We start from the raw sequence: 16,089 nt of genomic DNA, 5'->3' as shown, positions 1-16,089 counted from the left end.
ATCCGCCCCAGAATGAACGGCTGGCGTGGGGCTCGCGACGGCGCAAATCTCCGGCCGTCACGGTGCAATACCATTCGCTTAACCGCCATCGCGTGTTTCTGCTGCAAAACCTTGCGCACGTGATAGTGCAATTCGCGGTCCATCGCGCGCGCGGCGGCCCGACATGGATGATGCCGTAGTTAACGCCCGTGCGCGTTAACTCGACCGTAAGCACCAAGACCGGTGAAGCTGCGCGGCATCAGATTTGCTCTTCGGGCATGCGAGATTTTTCCTGTAATTTTAGTCGAACAAGCGCGGTCAGAAAATATGAACAAGCCAGCCACGATCGATTTCGCGACAGCCACGGCGGTCCAAATTCCCGCGGCCATTGCACCCCCTCAGGCGCTGCACGATCTCGTCCCCGGGGAAGCGCGCGACAGCCTGCTCGCCGTCCACGACGTACTGCGCCGCATATTGCCGCAGGGCCAGCTCGCCACCTACGAAGCCGGCGGCGGCTCGTGCAGCGTTCTGCCGCCGGAATTGCTGAGCCGTAGCAAAGTCACCGTCGTCGACATTGACGAGGACCAGGTCCGCAACAACAGCTACGCGGACGAAGCGATCCTCGGCGACGTCCAGACCTACCGCTTCGGGCGCGAAACCTTCGATCTGGTGATCTGCTACAATGTGATCGAGCATCTGCCCCATGTCGACGCCGCGCTCCTTAATTTCCGCGATGCGCTCAAGCGCGGTGGGATGATCCTGATCGGCGCGCCCAATCCGCGCTCGCTGTCCGGCGTCGTCACCAAATACTCGCCGCACTGGTTCCACGTCTGGTTCTACCGGCACATCCGCGGAATCAAGGATGCCGGCCTGCCGGGGGAGCCGCCGTTCCCGACTTTCTTCCATCCCCTGGTGACGCTGCCGAGGCTCGAAGCGTTCGCGGTCGCCAATGGCCTTGAGATGGTCTACCGCCGTGAGGTCGAGAGCCCGCGCTATCCCGAGATGCGCCGGAGCAAGCCGCTGTTCGCAACCCTGGTGGACGCCGGCGCCGCCGTGCTGAACGCCGTGCTCCCGCGCGGGACCGACATCCGCCGCGGCGACTATCACGTCATCCTGCGGAAAAATTGACGGCCATGGTGGGCGCGCGGCCGATCGCACGACGAGCGAAGCCTCGTGGCCACGCCGCACGCGGTAACGAACCGTTAATCTCTGAAGGACCGCGCCGTCGCACGCGTCACGGCGGCGCGTCGAAGAGTGACATGCGTTTAAACGCTTTGTTTGCCATTTCGGTGAATAGTCCCTCAATGAGTATGGTTAATTTTCCCTGTTGCGTTGATTGGGCACCTATATCTCAGGTGCGTTGCGTAGAGCGAAGAGTAACCCCTCAGCACGCGACAGTTGGAATGAAAGCTGGGGATCATGCTTGACTATAACCAGCCGATAGACCCGGCCGGACCAGGGGCCCCGCAACAGCGGCCTCAGGCCGGCTTCAACGTGCTGGAGCTTGTCAATTTACTCTGGCGGCGGAAGATCGCGATTGCTGCTGCAGCGCTGCTCGGCGCGACCCTTGCCGTCACCGTGGGCAAGAGCCTGACCCCACGCTACACCGCCACCGCGCAGCTCTATGTCGACCCGCGCGAGCTCCAGCTCGTCGATCGTGAGCTCACGCCCCGCGCGCAGGACGTCTCCGGCATGGCGATGGTGATCGAGAGCCAGGCGCGCCTGATCACCTCCAACAGCGTGCTGCTCAAAGTCATCCAGCAGACCGATCTGGACAAGGACCCCGAATTCGGTGGCGGCGGTGACGGCAAGAGCCTGATCTCGTCACTGCTCGGCCTGATCGGCCTTCAGCCCCGCGCGCCCTCGACCGCGGAGAAGAAGGAAGTGCAGCTCGCGGCCCTCGAGGCGCTGAACCGGCACATCACGATCCGCAAGACTGAGAAGAGTTTCATTGTCGACATCGAGGTCTGGTCGACCGATCCGGCGAAAGCAGCGATGCTCGCCAACGCGCTGACCAGCACCTACCTGGCGGAATCCCGCAACTCGCAGGCTTCGGCAGCGCGGCGCGCCACCAACGATCTCTCCGGCCGCCTGAAGGAGTTGCGCGAGCGGCTGCGCAACGCCGAGACCGGGCTTGCGACTTACAAGGCCCAGAACAATTTCGTCGGCACCCAGGACGCCCTGATCAGCGACCAGCAGCTCTCCGCCAGCAACCAGCGGCTTTCCGCCGCCCGCGCGGCGACGATGGATGCGCAGGCGCGTCTCGACCAAATCGAGGCGAGCCGGCGCACGACAGCGGATGCGGGGGCGAATTCCGAGGCGCTGCAATCGCCGACCATCGCGAACCTGCGCGCACAATACGCCGACGCGCGCAAGAAATATGCGGAGCAGACCGGCGAGCTCGGCCCCCGTCATCCGGCGCTGCGCCAGACCGAGAAGCAGGTCGAGGATCTCAAGCGCACCATCAACGAAGAGATCGACCGCTTCGCCCAGTCCGCCAAGAACGATTTGACGCGCGCCCGCGACTTTGAAGCCTCGCTCAACCGGGCGCTGGAGGCGCAGAAGCGGCAGAGCGTCCAGCTCAGCCAGGCCGCCGTGCGTCTGCGCGAGCTCGAGCGCGAAGTCGATGCCAGCCGCGACGTCTATCAATCCTTCCTCAAGCGCTCGCGCGAGACCGAGGAGCAGGAGACGCTGAACACTTCGGCGGCCCGCGTCATCGGCGAAGCGACGGTGCCGCAGCGGCGTTCGTTCCCACCGGCGATGAGCCTGTTCGCCATGATCGGCTTCGTCTTCGGCGCGATCGCTGCATCGAGCTGGTTCGTCGCGGCCGAACTGTTGCTCGCCGGTGCGTCCGTGCCGGCACCCGCGCCGGCCCGTCCCCATCGTGCTCCGGTGCCGCAAGCTCCCCGAGTTCCAGAGCCTTTGCGGGCTCAGGAGACTGCACGACCTCAGCAGGTTTCGCGGACCCCGGAAGTCGCGCAGGCTCTCCCGGAGCTTGCCGCACCACCGCTGCAACCATCGATGGCTGAAAAGCCCTTGATCGAAAAGCCGCTGATCGCCCGCCTCCAGGAGGCCGACGTCATCCACACGCTCGGCGCCATTCTGGCCACCGGCAGCGGCGTCGACCTCACCCGTCTGGGCTGGCCGACGCTGCGCCCGGGTTTTCCGCTGACGACGCTGCTCAACGCCTGGCGCGACATGCGCGCCGCGGTGGCGCGCCGTACGGACGGCAAGGCGATGCCGGTCATCGCGCTCGTCGGTGCCAGTGAGACCACCGGGCGCAGCGTAACCGCGCTGAATTTCGCGCTCGCGGCGGCGCGCGACGGCGCTCGCGTGCTGATGATCGATGCCGACCATCAGGCACACTCGCTCTCGAACAAGGTCAACCGTGCCGGCAAGAGCGAGCCGAGCAAGCTCGGCTGGCTTTCGATCGGCAGCAAGGCCGCCCGCGAGATCAAGACACTCAACGGCATCTCGGTATTGCCGGCCGCCGAAAGCGACGCCGGCAAGGCCACTGACGCCATCCGCAAGGCCATCGAGCAGGCGCGCTCCGCCGGCGGCTATGACCTCGTGATCCTCGACGGCCCCGCGGCGCCACTCACGGCCGCCAGCCGCAAACTGCTCGATGATGCGGACGCGCTGGTGGCGGTGCTGCCGACCAGCCTCGACATCAACGATGGCCTCGAAGAGATCTTGAACACGCTCGGCCGCGCGGAGCGCAAGCTCGTCGGCGTCGTGCTCGACGAGCTCACCCCCGCAACCCAAGCGCGCCAGCGAGGCAGACAATATGCTTGAGCGTCGCATCAATCTGGAGGGCCGGGCCGCAACCGCTGACGTGCCGCGGATCACGGTCGGCGGCCTTCGCATGGCCGCACTCGACCTGGAAGCGACCGCCGATTTCATGATCGAGGCAACCGATCCGCGTCATCGCATCGGCCGCCCGCTGTTCCTGACTTCGGCCAATGGCGAGGTGCTGGCGCGGTGTTCGACAGAACCGCAGACCGAGCGGCTGTTCCGTGCCGCCGACCTGATCAACGCCGACGGCCAGCCGCTGGTGGCGGCCTCAAAACTGCAATCCTGGTTTCCACTGCCCGAGCGCGTCGCGACCACCGATCTGTTCCACGTCGTCGCGCGCAAGGCGGAAGTGTTGGGCCGCACCTTCTACATGTTCGGTGCCAGCGAGGCCGAGAACGCCGCAGCGGTCGAGAATGTTCGTCGCCTGTATCCGGACCTCAAGATCGTCGGACACAGCCACGGCTATCTCCGGGGCGAGGCGCTGCGCGCGAAGGTCGAGGAGATCAACGCGCTCGCGCCGGACTATCTGTGGGTCGCGTTCGGCGTACCCAACGAGCAGGCATTCGTTGAGGAATTCACCCCGCATCTCACCAATGTCGGCGTCATCAAGACATCCGGCGGCTTGTTCAACTTCTTGTCGGGCAGCCGGTCGCGCGCCCCGCAATGGATGCAGAAGATCGGACTCGAATGGGTCTGGCGCACCTTGCTGGAGCCACGACGCCTGTTCTGGCGCTATTTGACCACCAATCCCCGCGCGATCTATCTTCTCTTCAGCCGCAAACGGCCCTTCAATCGCTGAGAAACGTCGAGATGGCCGAGCGACGGACTGTCCGTCGGCCTGCTTTCAGGCGCGACCCGAGGGAGCACGGAACGAATGCATCAGGCCGCAAGCCTGCAATTCGAGCGCGTGATGGATGAACTCGTCCTCTGGCATGCCGTGCCGGAGGACGAACGATCGCCGGCGCCGGCCTGGTGGTGGGGTCCGGCAATGGCGTTGTTCGACGCGCACGAGCCAATGCCACACGCGTGGTGTTCTGAACTCGGTCTGAGCCACAACTCGAGCTTTGCCGAAGGCGCCCATGCCCTGCTCGCCCTGTTCGCCAAACAGACCTCGCTGACCTGGCCGGATGATTTTCCGCGCAAGGCGGAAATCAAGAAAGACGACGTCCGCGAGCTGCACCCGCAGCCGTTAGACGACAGCTCGTTTCAACCGTAGCGCAGCGGCTTCGGTGGCGGCCTGGTCCGGCTCCGGCTGGAGCGGCGGTGCGACAGCCAGCTCAATCGGTCGCAGCAACTCCGCCATCTGGCGCGCCGGCAACGGCTTGGCGATCAGGAAGCCCTGCATTTCGTCGCAGCCATGGGCGCGCAAGAAAGCTTCCTGTTCGACGTTCTCGACGCCTTCCGCGACGACGGTCATGCCGAGCGCCTTGCCCATGCTGATGATCGCCTGTGCGATCGCCTGGTCTTCCGAATCCTGCGGCAGGTCCCGCACGAAGGAGCGGTCGATCTTGATGGTGTCGATCGGAAAATGCTTCATCAGCGACATCGACGAATAGCCAGTGCCGAAATCGTCGATGGCGAGGCGAATGCCGCGACTCTGGATGGCGTCGAGCACCTTCAGCGCGCGCCCGACATTACGCATCATCATGCTCTCGGTGACTTCCAACTGGAGCAGCACCGGCGACATGCCGCTGGCGGCCAGCGCCTCGTCGACGTCCTGCAACAGATGTTCGTCGACAAACTGACGCGGCGACAGGTTGACTGCCATAGACACCGGCAACAAGCCGCGGCGCTGCCAAGCCATGGCCTGCGCGCAGGCCTCCCTTACCACCCAGCGGCCGATCGGCACGATCAGCCCGGTCTCTTCCGCAAGCGGAATGAACTGCGCCGGCGAGATGCTGCCGAGATCAGGATGTGTCCAGCGCAGCAGCGCTTCCACGCCGGTGATCTGGCCGGTCTCCATGTCCACCTTGGGCTGGTAGTTCAGCGAAAACTGTTCGCGCTCCAGCGCCCGGCGCAACGCGCTCTCCAGCGACAGCCGTTCTATCGACTGGGTCTTCACTTCCTTGGAGAAGAAGCGGTGGCCGTTCTTGCCGTCTTCCTTGGCGAGATACATCGCCATATCGGCGTTCTTGGTCAGCGTCTGCACGTCGGCGCCGTTGGCCGGATACATCGCGATGCCGATCGAGGCCGTGGTGTGGCACTCGTGCCCGGCCAGCTCCATGGGCTCGGCGAGCGCCTTCAGCAGCCCGGTCGCGATGCGCTGGACGTCGTCGATCTCACCGCACTGGTCGAGAATCACCACGAACTCGTCGCCGCCGAGCCGCGCCACGACGTCGCTTGCCCGCAGCGCACCGCGCAGCCGGTTCGCCACTTCGAGCAGGAGCAGGTCGCCGGCCTCGTGTCCCAGTGAATCGTTGATGACCTTGAAGCGGTCGAGGTCGATGAAAAGCACCGCGAAGCGGTGATCGTGGCGCTGCGCCGCGTCGATTGCCTCCCGCAGCAGCCCGTTGAACGTCTCGCGGTTCGGCAGGTCGGTCAGGCTGTCGTGAGAGGCGAGGTACTCGATCCGCTCGTCCGCCTCGTCCTTCTCGTCCGCGCGATCGAAATTCTCCATCGCGAAGGAGACGTTGTCGGCGAGGCGCTGCAACAGCTCCACGAACTCGACCGTGAAGGTACCCGGTTCGGTCGACATGTAGATCATGACACCGAGGGCCTGATCGTGCGCGACGAGCGGAAACGCCGCGCCAGACCGCGCGCCGTCGTTGCGGACGATAGCGTGGAAGACGCGGACGCGGTCGTCGTTGAGATAGTCGTTGCTGATGCAGGGCTGGCGGGTGCGGAACGCCGTGCCGCTCATTCCGCGCCCCTCGGGTCGCTCGGGGTCGACGGAGAGACGGACGTTGCGCGTGGTGTCGGCGGACGGCCCGGCCGCCGACACGATCTCGAGCTGGTCGCTGCCTGCCCTGGCCAGCGCAATCGTGGTCGAGGTGAACTTGGCGCCGTTCGACGCTGCCAAGCAAACGAGGTCGAACAGCTCAGCCCGCGACTTCGCCCGCATGATCGCTTCGTTAGTCGCGCTCAGCGCCGCGAACATGCGCGTCAGGCGCTCCTTCTGCGCCTCGGTGCGGGCCTTTTCCTCGGCGCGCTCGAAATTGTCGAGCGCGAACGACACGTTCTCGGCAAGCCGTCCCAGCAGCTGGATGAGATCCGGCGTGAACGTGCCCTCGTCCGGCGAGAGGAACAGCAGCACGCCGATCGCCTCACAGCCATTGCTGAGCAACGGGAAGCAGGCGCCCGATTTCGTGCCCTGGATGCGAGCGATCTGATGCCAATGGGCCGTGCGGATGTCGGTAAGAAGCTCGTTGGCGACGCAAGGGGCGCGCGTGCGAAACGTCGTGCCGGCCAGCCCCCGGCCTTCCGGATCGCCAGCCGACGTCGAGAACCGCCATTGTTTGACCTGATAGCAGCTCTCGCCCTTGGTCATGGCAATGTCGAGGTAGTGCCCGGTGTCGTCCACGAGTGCGATGGTCGCGGAGGAGAAGGTGTCGCCGAGCACCGCCGCCTCGCAGATCACCTCGAACAGTTCGGCGCGGGTCTTCACCCGCATGATCGCTTCGTTGGTCGCGGTCAGCGCCTCGAGCATGCCGCGCAGACGGTTGCGCTGCATATCGGCCTTGGCCTTCTCGTCGGCCCGGTCGAAATTCTCCAGCGCGAAGGCGACATTGGCCTGGAGCTTGCGCAGCAGCTCGATGAATTCGCCCGTGAAGGTGTCGCGCTCGGGAGAGTTGAACAGGAACACGCCTTCGACCTGGTCGCCGTTGAAGAGCGGCAACGCCGCGGAGGACGCGATCCCGTTGCGGCGGGCGCTGGCCTGCCACGGCGCAATGCGATCGTCGGCGAGCACGTCGTTGCTGACGGCGGGCTGGCGCGTGCGGAATGAGGTGCCGGTCAGCCCGCGGCCTTCGGGCACATCGTCGCAGGTCGAGAATTTGAAGTTGCGAACCTGATCCGCGTTCGGTCCGTAGCAGGAGACGACACGCAGCAGTTCGGCGTGATGATCGGCGAGCGCAATGGTGACCGAAGTGAACTTGGCTCCCTTCGCCGTCGCCTCGCAGACAAGGTCGAACAGCTCGGAGCGCGACCGCGCGCGCAAGATCGCCTCGTTGGTGGCGCTGAGCGCCGCATACATGCGTGCCAAGCGCTCTTCTTCTCTGGCGATCTTGGCTTTTTCAGCCTCGCGCCCGAAATTCTCGAGCGCGAACGAGACGTTCTCAGCCATCCGCAAGAGGAGCGCGACGATCTCCTCGTCCTTGGCCCAGGATCGGCTGATGAAGAACAAGAGCACGCCGACACTTTCACCGTGCCTGATCAGCGGCGCGACCACGCAGGCGGCAACGCCGGTGTTGACGTTGGCGCGCTCCCACGGAGTGCCCCTGGTGCGGCGAGCGAGATCGTCCTCGACGATCGGCTTTTGCGTCCGGAACACCTCGCCGGATATGCCCTTGCCATAGAGATTTTCCGGGTCGATCGAATAGCGTGCCTGGGTGACCAGCTCGAGGTTCTGCCCGGTGGAGGCGACCGGCTTCATCCAGTGAGAATCCGACTCGCGAAGCAACACGATAGTCGCCAGCGATTCGCCGCTGTGCACGGAGGCGTCGCACACGAGCTGATACAGCTCCTGCTCGCTCTTGGCGCGCAGGATGGCCTCGTTGGTTGCGCTGATCGCGCCGTACATACGGTTGAGCCGGCGCATCGCCCGCACGCCGGTCTGCCGTGCAGTCTCGCGCGCGAAATTGTCCAGAGCATAGGAAATGTTGGCCGACATGCGCTCGAACAGCGACACCATTTGATCGCTTAGCGAACCGGCCTCACTGCGGGTCACGAGCAGCACGCCGACGCTCTTGCCGCTGCACAGAAGCGGCAACGCCGCCGCGGCGCCGACATGCGCCTTAAACGCGCCCTCGCGCCACGCGAGCGAGCGCGGGTCGTTCAGAAAATCGTTGCTGATGCAGAGCTTCCGGCTGCGGAAGGCCTCGCCGCTGACGCCCGATCCCTCGGCACTTCCGGCTTCCGTGGTGATCTCGATTGCGCTCAGCCGCGCGACGTCGTCGCCGCGACCGGCGGCAAAGCGCAGCAGACGGCCGTCCGAATCCACGAGGAACACGGCGACCGCCATGAAGTCCCCGCTCGAAAACCCGGCGTCGCAGACCTTCTGGTGCAGCTCGTCCGGCGATTTCGCGTAGAGGATCGCTTCATTTATGGCGCTCAACGCCGCAAAGGTGCGCGCGAGTGTCGTCGTCACGATCTCAACTCCCCGGGCATTTCTGCCTTTTTTTCCCGGATGACGTTATGACCGGCGATCGCCTAAGTGGTCGTTATTGCAGGCCGCAAACCCTCGATCAAAGTGAACGAGCTGCGAACAACCGGCGGAAAACTGTCGAAAATGCCGCCGCACGGGACGAGTCTTCAACCAAAGGCGCGTGCTCTCTACGAATTTGCAGCCCTGTATTGGTTTACGGGAGATTGATATCGCTCGCGCGCTTTGAGACGATGGCTCTCAGCAACCGCCCACCAAGGGCGAGGACCGAGGAAACGCGATGCCCATCGTCAAGGCCGACCGCCTCACGCGCGTCAGCGCCGTGCTGCTTCGTGCCGCCGGAGCTTCCGAGGAAGAGGCTGACGCGGTCGCGATCGGCTGCGTCAACGCCAATCTCGCCGGCCATGATTCCCACGGCGTGATCGCTGTTCCCACCTACATCGACCGTATCAAGGCTGGCCACATCGTGCCTGGCGCCAAATGGAGCATCGTCCGGGAATCGCCGACGACGACCGTGATCGACGGCCATTGGGGTTTCGGCTTCCACGTCAACGCCAAGGCGATGGCGCTGACGATCGAGAAGGCGAAGACGGTGAATGTCGCCGCTTGCACCGTGTTCCGGCAAAGCCATGTCGGCCGCCTCGCCGCCTATCCGCTGATGGCGATGCGCGAAGGCATGATCGGGATCGCAACGGCAGATTCCGGCCGCTCACCGAAACACGTGGCGCCGTTCGGCGGCAAGGAGGCGCGGCTTGGCACCAATCCGATCTCGATCGCGGTGCCGTCCGATCTCGATACGCCCTTCTACCTGGACATGGCGACCTCTGCGGTGGCGGCCGGCAAGATCCAGCTCGCGGTCGCCCGCGGCGAGGAGATACCGACGGGATGGATCATCGATGTCGAAGGACGACATACCACCGATCCGACCCAATACCGCAAAGGCGGCGCCCTGCTGCCGCTCGGCGGCACCGAGGGCTACAAGGGCAGCGGCCTCGCCGCCATGGTCGAGGTCCTTTGCGGCCTGCTCACCGGCCTCGGCTTCGGCGTCGAGCCGACGGGACGGCACAATGACGGCTGCTTCATGGCGGTGTTCAACGTCGCTGCGTTTCGCCCGCTGAAGGAGTTCAAGCGTGAGGTCGCCGATTTCGCGCAATACCTGAAAGCGACTCCGCCCTCCGAGGGCAGCAACGGCGTCTACTATCCCGGTGAGATCGAGGGCGTGCGCGAGCAGCAGCGCCTGCGCGACGGCATCGAGATCGAGGATGCGACCTGGGAAAAACTGCGGGCGCTGGCGCGCGAATACAGACTCGATACGGTCCTCGATCTGGCCTGACGGTATTTTGGAGAACAGCAGCATGACGCGGCAGATGGTACTGGTCGGCTTCCTCCAGGCGCAGAACTGCACGAATCTGCCGAGCTCGTGGCGGCATCCGGACTCGCGCGACGATTCGATGTCGGCGGACTATTATCAAGAGATCGCCAGGGTCCTCGAAGCCGGCAAGTTCCACATGGCGTTCTTCGACGATCGCCTGGCGATGCCGGACCGCTACGGCAACGATCACGCCCACACCGTCGAATACGGCATCCGCTGCGTGAAGATGGACCCGCTGATCGTGCTGACCACGATGGGTATGGTTACAGAGAAGCTCGGGTTGGGGGCGACCGGCTCGACGACTTATTTCGAACCTTTCGACATCGCCCGCCGCTTCGCAACGCTCGATCTGATGTCCGGTGGACGCGCCGGGTGGAACGTCGTCACCTCGCTCAACGACGGCGAGGCACACAATATGGGGCGCGCCTCTCATCCCGAACATGATTCGCGGTACGACAAGGCCGACGAGTTCATGGAGGTGGTGCTAGGCCACTGGGACACCTGGGAGGACGGCGCGCTCATCATGGACAAGGCGAGCGGCCGCTTTGCCGATCCGGCCAAGGTGAAGCGGCTCGATCACAGGGGACCGGCGTTCAAGTCCCGCGGTCCGTTCACCGTGCCGCGTTCGGACCAGGGCCATCCCGTGATCATCCAGGCCGGCGCGTCCGGCCGCGGCCAGCGCTTTGCAGGACGATGGGGTGAGGTGATCTTCACCGCCGCGCGCAACCTCGCCGCCGCCAAGGATGGCTATGCGGCGGTGCGTAACGAGGCCGCGAAAGCCGGCCGCGATCCGGAAACGATGTTCCTCTGCAACCTGACGACGCCGGTCTGCGCCGCGACCAAAGCCGAGGCCGAAGACAAGATGGCGCTGATCAACAAGCTCCCGCTGCAAATCGACGCGCTGTCGCTGCTGGCCGAAGCGCTCAACTACGATTTCGCCTCCAAGGATCTCGACGAGCCGCTGACGACGGAAGAGCTGAAGAGCATGCAGGGCATTCTGGGCATTCGCGACGGTGTGCTCAAGAACTCTGGAAAGAGCAATCCGAGCGCGCACGACTTCGTCACCTTCTCCGGCCGCGGTCAGGTCCAGGATGCGACGGTCGGCGGCCCCAAGGAGATCGCGGACAAGCTCGAAGAGATGTTCGTCGAGCGCGGCTGCGACGGTTTTGTCATCGCTGCCACCTATGTGCCCGGGTCCTATGCCGACTTCGTGCAACATATCGTACCGGAATTGCAGCGGCGCGGCTTATTCCAGAAGGAGTATCGCGGCAAGACGCTGCGGGAAAATCTCGGGCTCAAGCGGCCGGCTGCCGGCGCGTGGAAAATGCAGCCGCGCCATGCCGCAGAATAGCAACGGAGACACGGCATGCGCTGGCTGAAATTCACCGCCTCGGACAAGGCTTCATGGGGAATCGTCGAGGGCGACCAGGTGATCGCGGTCACCGGCGATCCCTTTGGCGAATGGCAGCGCACCTCGCGCACGCATCCGCTGTCGCAGGTCAAGATCGAGCTGCCGCTGATCCCGCGCACGTTTTACTGCGTCGGCCTGAACTACCTGAAACACCTGAAAGAGGCCGCCGACAAGCGCGGCGAGGTGCCGGCCGTGCCTGACAGGCCCGAGATCGGCTATCGCGCCCAGAATGCTCTGATCGCCCATGACGAGGATGTGGTGATCCCGTCTTTTGCGACGGACAAGATCCACTATGAAGGCGAGCTCGTCGTCGTCATCGGCAAGAAGGTGAAGCATCTCACCAAACAGAACGCGATGGATTGCGTGTTCGGCTACACCATCGGCAACGACGTCAGCGAGCGGAGCTGGCAGAAGGCCGACCGCAGCCTGTGGCGGTCGAAGAACGCCGACACGTTCAAGCCGATGGGCCCATGGATCGAAACCGAGGCCGATCTCGCGAAAATGGAAACCGTCGTCCGGGTCAATGGCAAGGAGACCAACCGCTTCCACACCAACGACATGATCTTCGGCGTGGTGGCGTTCCTGGTGGAGCTGACGAAATACTTCACGCTATGGCCCGGCGATGTGATCTGGATGGGTACCGACGGTGCGTCGCCGGACATCAAGCACGGCGATGTCGTGGAGATCGACATCACCGGTGTCGGGACGCTGCGGAACAGGTTCGTGCGGGAGGAGCGGTAGGCTGCTTGCGTGGTGGGGCACGGCGCAGGAACACTTTTGCGCACCCTACGCAGCTCGATCAAAACGGCAGCGTCAGTTCGTTAAATCCGGACTCGGATCAGCTTGTGGCTCCTGAGCGGCCCTTCACATGATCGATAAAGGCTCGCAACTTCGGCATGATTTGTCGATGGCCGGGATAGTAGAGGAACACCCCCGGCGTCATCGGCGCGAATTGCTCCAGCACGTGGACGAGTTTTCCCGTCGTCAAGGCACCGGCGGCGAGCGGTGCGGGCACTTGCGCAAGACCTACACCCTCGACAGCAGCGCCGAGCATCGTGGGAAAATCGTTGGCGATGAAAGGTCCCGAAACGGCGATCTCGATCGAACGCCCGTTGTCGTTGAGGGACCATGATGCAAGCGCACCGTTCGATCGTCGCAATCTCAGGCACGCGTGCTCACGCAGATTGTCCGGGCGCTCGGGCCAGCCGCGGCGGTCGAGGTAAGCCGGGCTGCCCACGATGATGAGCGGCAGCGGCTTCGTCAGCCGCACCGCGATCATGTCAGGGGTGATGAACTGGCCCATCCTGATGCCGGCGTCAAAACCTCCGGCAGCGAGGTCGACCAGCTCTTCGCTTGCAGCAAGCTCCACCTCAATCTCGGGAAACGCCCGGCAGAACGACGCGACCACCGGCTCCAGCAGGATCGGCACGACCGAGCGCGGTACGGTGAGACGCAGGAGACCGGCCGGCCGCTGTCCGAGCTCACGCGCCGCCCCGCTTGCTGCGATGAGCTCTTCGAAGGCTGGTCTTGCGCGAGCAAAGAACCTTTCGCCGGCTTCGGTCAGACCGACGCTGCGGGTCGTGCGGATGAAGAGCGCCGCGCCCACGCGCGCCTCGAGCGCTCGTACCGCCTGACTGATGGCCGATGGCGTGACCCCGAGTTCAGCGGCCGCCCGGCGGAAACTGCGGTGCTGGGCGACACTCAGGAACGCCTCCACGCCGTCGAGTGCACCGTGCCTGACTGTGAAGTTTTGCTTCATACCCCATCAACATTATCGCGAATAGTCGCCGGTGCAAAGCAGACTTACATCCGGCCTGCAAGCAGCACCGCTGCATGCGCTGACACTCGCGACACCACGGCGACCGCCGTGATCGGAGAAATGAGACCGATGAAAGCAATCCGTCACGCCGTCTTGGCACTCACCCTCACATTGATAGGTGCGACTTCCATGGCCGATACATCCCCTGCCCAAGCACAAGCCGCATCGCCCACAACCGGGGTGATGGTCATCCTGTCCGTCAAGCCAGGCGTCACACGCGAACAGGTCATGGCCGTCATGCCCGATGAAATCAGGCAGACCGTACAGCTCTATCTCAATGGAAAGGTTCGTGAATGGTATTCGCGGTCCGACGGGCGCGGAGCCGTCTTCCTGCTGGATGTCAAGGATGTCATCGAAGGGCGCGCCATCATGGACGCCCTGCCGCTCGCCAAGCAGGATCTCATCGATCACGAATACATTGCAGTCGGTCCGCTGATGCCGCTCCGGCTGCTCATGACCAAACCCTGAGCGCGCGTCGACGCCGGATCGAAACGACCGGCTTCGACTCACTCGACCGGACGGACAATCACAAGGACATCCGAACGTGCCACCGAGCTTTAACCTTCCGTTCGTTCTCAGCGTCGCCGGGGCTTTCCTGACAAGCTCGGTGGTGGCCGCCATCTATGTTTGGCCGGCGCTCCGCGCCATGCCGCGCCATGACGCCCTGAGACTTCTCGCTGCGTTCCATGCGTTCAGGTTCTTGGGGATGAACTTCATGGTTGCCGGATTCGTGTCTTCGGAGTTGAGCCCGGATTTCGCCAGCGAGGTCGGATGGGGAGATCTCATCGCCGCCACGCTCGCGCTCATGTCGATGGCAGCGCTGTCCTGGCGATGGTCGATCGCCGTTCCGATGGTCTGGATATTCAACGTCTGGGGCACGCTGGACCTTTTAAACGCGTACTACATGGGCGTAACCAAAATCCAGAATCCGGGCCTGTTCGGCGCCGGAATTTATATCCCGGCCCTCTACGTGCCGCTGCTGCTCGTCAGCCATATTCTCGTCTTCATGCTTCTCTTGAGGGCCGGATCAGCGGAAGAAACCACCGTGACGCAGCGGGAGGAACGCCGATGAACGCCGATACTGTTTCCGCTGGCGTGATGGCCCCGCGGCCCGCCTGGCTCACCCTGACGTGGATCGTTGCATTCACGACGCTGTGGACCTGGTTGATCTACGCGCTACCCACGCTTCCGGAGAGCGGCTTTCCGGCCCTTGGCGTTCGGCTGATGGTCCATGGGTTCATCGCGCTTGGATTGTGGCTCGGCCTCGAAGGCACCGCGTTGACACCAAGACAACGCCAGGCGACCTGGCTAGCCGTCATGGCCCCTTTCACGCTTTGGGCCGCCGTCGCCTGGACGGCAGCCATCAACGGCGCGTTCCGCGCGGGCGCTTCCTCCTTGCCGCTGCTTCCAGCGGCGATCCTGCTGCCGGTGATCGTCGGGACTCCGGTACTGCTGTTGTCGAAGCGGGTGGGCCAGTTGCTCGATGCAATGCCGATGACGTGGCTCATCGCCCTGCAGGTTTACCGCGTCTTTGGCAGCCAATGGCTCGTTTACTGGCTGTGGGGGGTGATGCCGGGCCTATGGGCGCTGCCGGCAGGAACTGGCGATGTGCTGACCGGCCTGTTCGCGGTACCGGCGGCGATTGCCGTGGCGACCGGAACGGCCGAGGGTCGAAAAGCGGCGATGCTTTGGAACATCTTCGGCCTCGCTGATTTGGCCGTCGCGATCACCTTGGGGATGATCATGTCGCCCGGCCCGTTCCAGCTCATCATTCCAGAGGGCCCGGCCATGGCTGTAGACACCTTTCCGAATGTGCTGACCCCTGCCTTCGTGGTGCCGAGCTCGATCCTGTTGCATATGCTGTCGCTGCGCCAACTGCGGCGCGGATGAAGTTGCCTCAAAACGGCAGTGCGACGCTGGTCTTGATTTCCTTCAGCACCACGTTGCTGCGGACGTAGCGAATGCCGGGGATGCGGAACATGAACTCGTCGAGGAATCTGTTGTAGGCCGCCATGTCCTGCACCACGACACGCAAATGATAATCGGCATCGCCCGTGGTCGCAAAGCACTCCAGCACCTCACGCCGCGTGGTCACCCGCGCGACGAACTCGTCGACGAATTTTGCGTCGTGTCGTTCCAGCGAGACGTGGAGGATCGCGGACATCGCAAAGCCCGCCTGCTCGCGCGCGACCAGGGCCGCATAGCCCTGGATGGCTCCGCTCTCCTCCAGCGCACGCACCCGGCGCCAGCACGCCGAGGTCGACATGCCGACCGCGTCGGCGAGCTGCTGGTTGGTGGCGCGGCCGTCCCTCTGAAGGTAGGCGAGAATCCGCGCGTCCTGGTCTTCGATCATGCAAACCACTAAGATGGATTATCCAACCACCTTATAGACC

The 16,089-nt window shown here is 64.1% G+C and carries 13 protein-coding genes; 10 read left to right on the top strand and 3 right to left on the bottom strand.

Going from position 1 to position 16,089, the window contains the following annotated elements; genetic code table 11:
- The first annotated feature begins 306 nt into the window (after positions 1–306).
- The 4 genes from ABIB06_RS34075 to ABIB06_RS34060 all read left to right on the top strand — a co-directional run bounded on the left by ABIB06_RS34075 (position 307) and on the right by ABIB06_RS34060 (position 4,990).
- A complete protein-coding gene (locus ABIB06_RS34075; RefSeq protein ID WP_354052270.1) occupies positions 307–1,107 on the top strand; it encodes a class I SAM-dependent methyltransferase in 801 nt (266 codons plus the stop codon).
- Between the two features lie 291 nt (positions 1,108–1,398).
- Positions 1,399–3,774, top strand: a complete 2,376-nt coding sequence (locus ABIB06_RS34070; protein ID WP_354069935.1) for an exopolysaccharide transport family protein — start codon at positions 1,399–1,401, stop codon at positions 3,772–3,774.
- Entirely contained in the window at positions 3,767–4,573 is an 807-nt protein-coding gene (locus ABIB06_RS34065) for a WecB/TagA/CpsF family glycosyltransferase (RefSeq protein ID WP_354052273.1), read from the top strand. The genes ABIB06_RS34070 and ABIB06_RS34065 overlap by 8 nt, the downstream gene beginning before the upstream one ends.
- A gap of 75 nt (positions 4,574–4,648) precedes the next feature.
- On the top strand, positions 4,649–4,990 hold the full coding sequence (locus ABIB06_RS34060; RefSeq protein ID WP_247339773.1) for a hypothetical protein: 342 nt from the start codon (positions 4,649–4,651) through the stop codon (positions 4,988–4,990).
- Here the strand turns inward: ABIB06_RS34060 and ABIB06_RS34055 are convergent.
- Positions 4,964–9,079, bottom strand: coding sequence for a bifunctional diguanylate cyclase/phosphodiesterase (locus tag ABIB06_RS34055; RefSeq protein WP_354052275.1), 4,116 nt, complete (start codon positions 9,077–9,079; stop codon positions 4,964–4,966). The two genes, ABIB06_RS34060 and ABIB06_RS34055, sit on opposite strands and share 27 nt — an antisense overlap.
- Positions 9,080–9,374: 295 nt before the next feature.
- Here ABIB06_RS34055 and ABIB06_RS34050 point away from each other — a divergent pair, with 295 nt between their 5' ends.
- The 3 genes from ABIB06_RS34050 to ABIB06_RS34040 are packed head-to-tail and all read left to right on the top strand — an operon-like array spanning position 9,375 to position 12,618.
- The gene (locus ABIB06_RS34050) at positions 9,375–10,427 is read left to right on the top strand and encodes an Ldh family oxidoreductase (protein WP_354052277.1); all 1,053 of its coding nucleotides are present in this window, start codon (positions 9,375–9,377) and stop codon (positions 10,425–10,427) included.
- Positions 10,428–10,449: 22 nt separating this feature from the next.
- The gene (locus tag ABIB06_RS34045; protein WP_354052279.1) at positions 10,450–11,817 is read left to right on the top strand and encodes an LLM class flavin-dependent oxidoreductase; all 1,368 of its coding nucleotides are present in this window, start codon (positions 10,450–10,452) and stop codon (positions 11,815–11,817) included.
- Between the two features lie 15 nt (positions 11,818–11,832).
- Positions 11,833–12,618, top strand: a complete 786-nt coding sequence (locus ABIB06_RS34040) for a fumarylacetoacetate hydrolase family protein (protein ID WP_354052281.1) — start codon at positions 11,833–11,835, stop codon at positions 12,616–12,618.
- 97 nt (positions 12,619–12,715) lie between these two features.
- On the opposite strand, the gene ABIB06_RS34035 is transcribed toward ABIB06_RS34040, so the two are convergent.
- Positions 12,716–13,636, bottom strand: a complete 921-nt coding sequence (locus ABIB06_RS34035) for a LysR family transcriptional regulator (protein ID WP_247446234.1) — start codon at positions 13,634–13,636, stop codon at positions 12,716–12,718.
- A 189-nt stretch (positions 13,637–13,825) separates the two neighbouring features.
- Between ABIB06_RS34035 and ABIB06_RS34030 the strand changes: the two genes are divergently transcribed.
- The 3 genes from ABIB06_RS34030 to ABIB06_RS34020 all read left to right on the top strand — a co-directional run bounded on the left by ABIB06_RS34030 (position 13,826) and on the right by ABIB06_RS34020 (position 15,586).
- A complete protein-coding gene (locus ABIB06_RS34030; protein WP_354052283.1) occupies positions 13,826–14,164 on the top strand; it encodes a hypothetical protein in 339 nt (112 codons plus the stop codon).
- 76 nt (positions 14,165–14,240) lie between these two features.
- The gene (locus ABIB06_RS34025) at positions 14,241–14,768 is read left to right on the top strand and encodes a DUF8737 domain-containing protein (protein ID WP_354052285.1); all 528 of its coding nucleotides are present in this window, start codon (positions 14,241–14,243) and stop codon (positions 14,766–14,768) included.
- A complete protein-coding gene (locus ABIB06_RS34020) occupies positions 14,765–15,586 on the top strand; it encodes a DUF8737 domain-containing protein (RefSeq protein ID WP_354069933.1) in 822 nt (273 codons plus the stop codon). The genes ABIB06_RS34025 and ABIB06_RS34020 overlap by 4 nt, the downstream gene beginning before the upstream one ends.
- 7 nt (positions 15,587–15,593) lie before the next feature.
- On the opposite strand, the gene ABIB06_RS34015 is transcribed toward ABIB06_RS34020, so the two are convergent.
- A complete protein-coding gene (locus ABIB06_RS34015; RefSeq protein ID WP_247339761.1) occupies positions 15,594–16,049 on the bottom strand; it encodes an Lrp/AsnC family transcriptional regulator in 456 nt (151 codons plus the stop codon).
- Positions 16,050–16,089 lie beyond the last annotated feature (40 nt).

It is taken from the genome of Bradyrhizobium sp. LB8.2 (assembly GCF_040548035.1).
Classification (GTDB): domain Bacteria; phylum Pseudomonadota; class Alphaproteobacteria; order Rhizobiales; family Xanthobacteraceae; genus Bradyrhizobium.
This window is presented reverse-complemented; position numbering and strand designations above follow the sequence as displayed.

What these genes read in the sequence shown, in the direction of transcription:
- ABIB06_RS34075 (WP_354052270.1), top strand. Translation starts at nt 307, where the DNA reads ATGAACAAGCCAGCCACGATCGATTTCGCGACAGCCACGGCGGTCCAA.
- ABIB06_RS34070 (WP_354069935.1), top strand. Translation starts at nt 1,399, where the DNA reads ATGCTTGACTATAACCAGCCGATAGACCCGGCCGGACCAGGGGCCCCG.
- ABIB06_RS34065 (WP_354052273.1), top strand. Translation starts at nt 3,767, where the DNA reads ATGCTTGAGCGTCGCATCAATCTGGAGGGCCGGGCCGCAACCGCTGAC.
- ABIB06_RS34060 (WP_247339773.1), top strand. Translation starts at nt 4,649, where the DNA reads ATGCATCAGGCCGCAAGCCTGCAATTCGAGCGCGTGATGGATGAACTC.
- ABIB06_RS34050 (WP_354052277.1), top strand. Translation starts at nt 9,375, where the DNA reads ATGCCCATCGTCAAGGCCGACCGCCTCACGCGCGTCAGCGCCGTGCTG.
- ABIB06_RS34045 (WP_354052279.1), top strand. Translation starts at nt 10,450, where the DNA reads ATGACGCGGCAGATGGTACTGGTCGGCTTCCTCCAGGCGCAGAACTGC.
- ABIB06_RS34040 (WP_354052281.1), top strand. Translation starts at nt 11,833, where the DNA reads ATGCGCTGGCTGAAATTCACCGCCTCGGACAAGGCTTCATGGGGAATC.
- ABIB06_RS34035 (WP_247446234.1), bottom strand. Translation starts at nt 13,636, where the DNA reads ATGAAGCAAAACTTCACAGTCAGGCACGGTGCACTCGACGGCGTGGAG.
- ABIB06_RS34030 (WP_354052283.1), top strand. Translation starts at nt 13,826, where the DNA reads ATGGCCGATACATCCCCTGCCCAAGCACAAGCCGCATCGCCCACAACC.
- ABIB06_RS34020 (WP_354069933.1), top strand. Translation starts at nt 14,765, where the DNA reads ATGAACGCCGATACTGTTTCCGCTGGCGTGATGGCCCCGCGGCCCGCC.
- ABIB06_RS34015 (WP_247339761.1), bottom strand. Translation starts at nt 16,049, where the DNA reads ATGATCGAAGACCAGGACGCGCGGATTCTCGCCTACCTTCAGAGGGAC.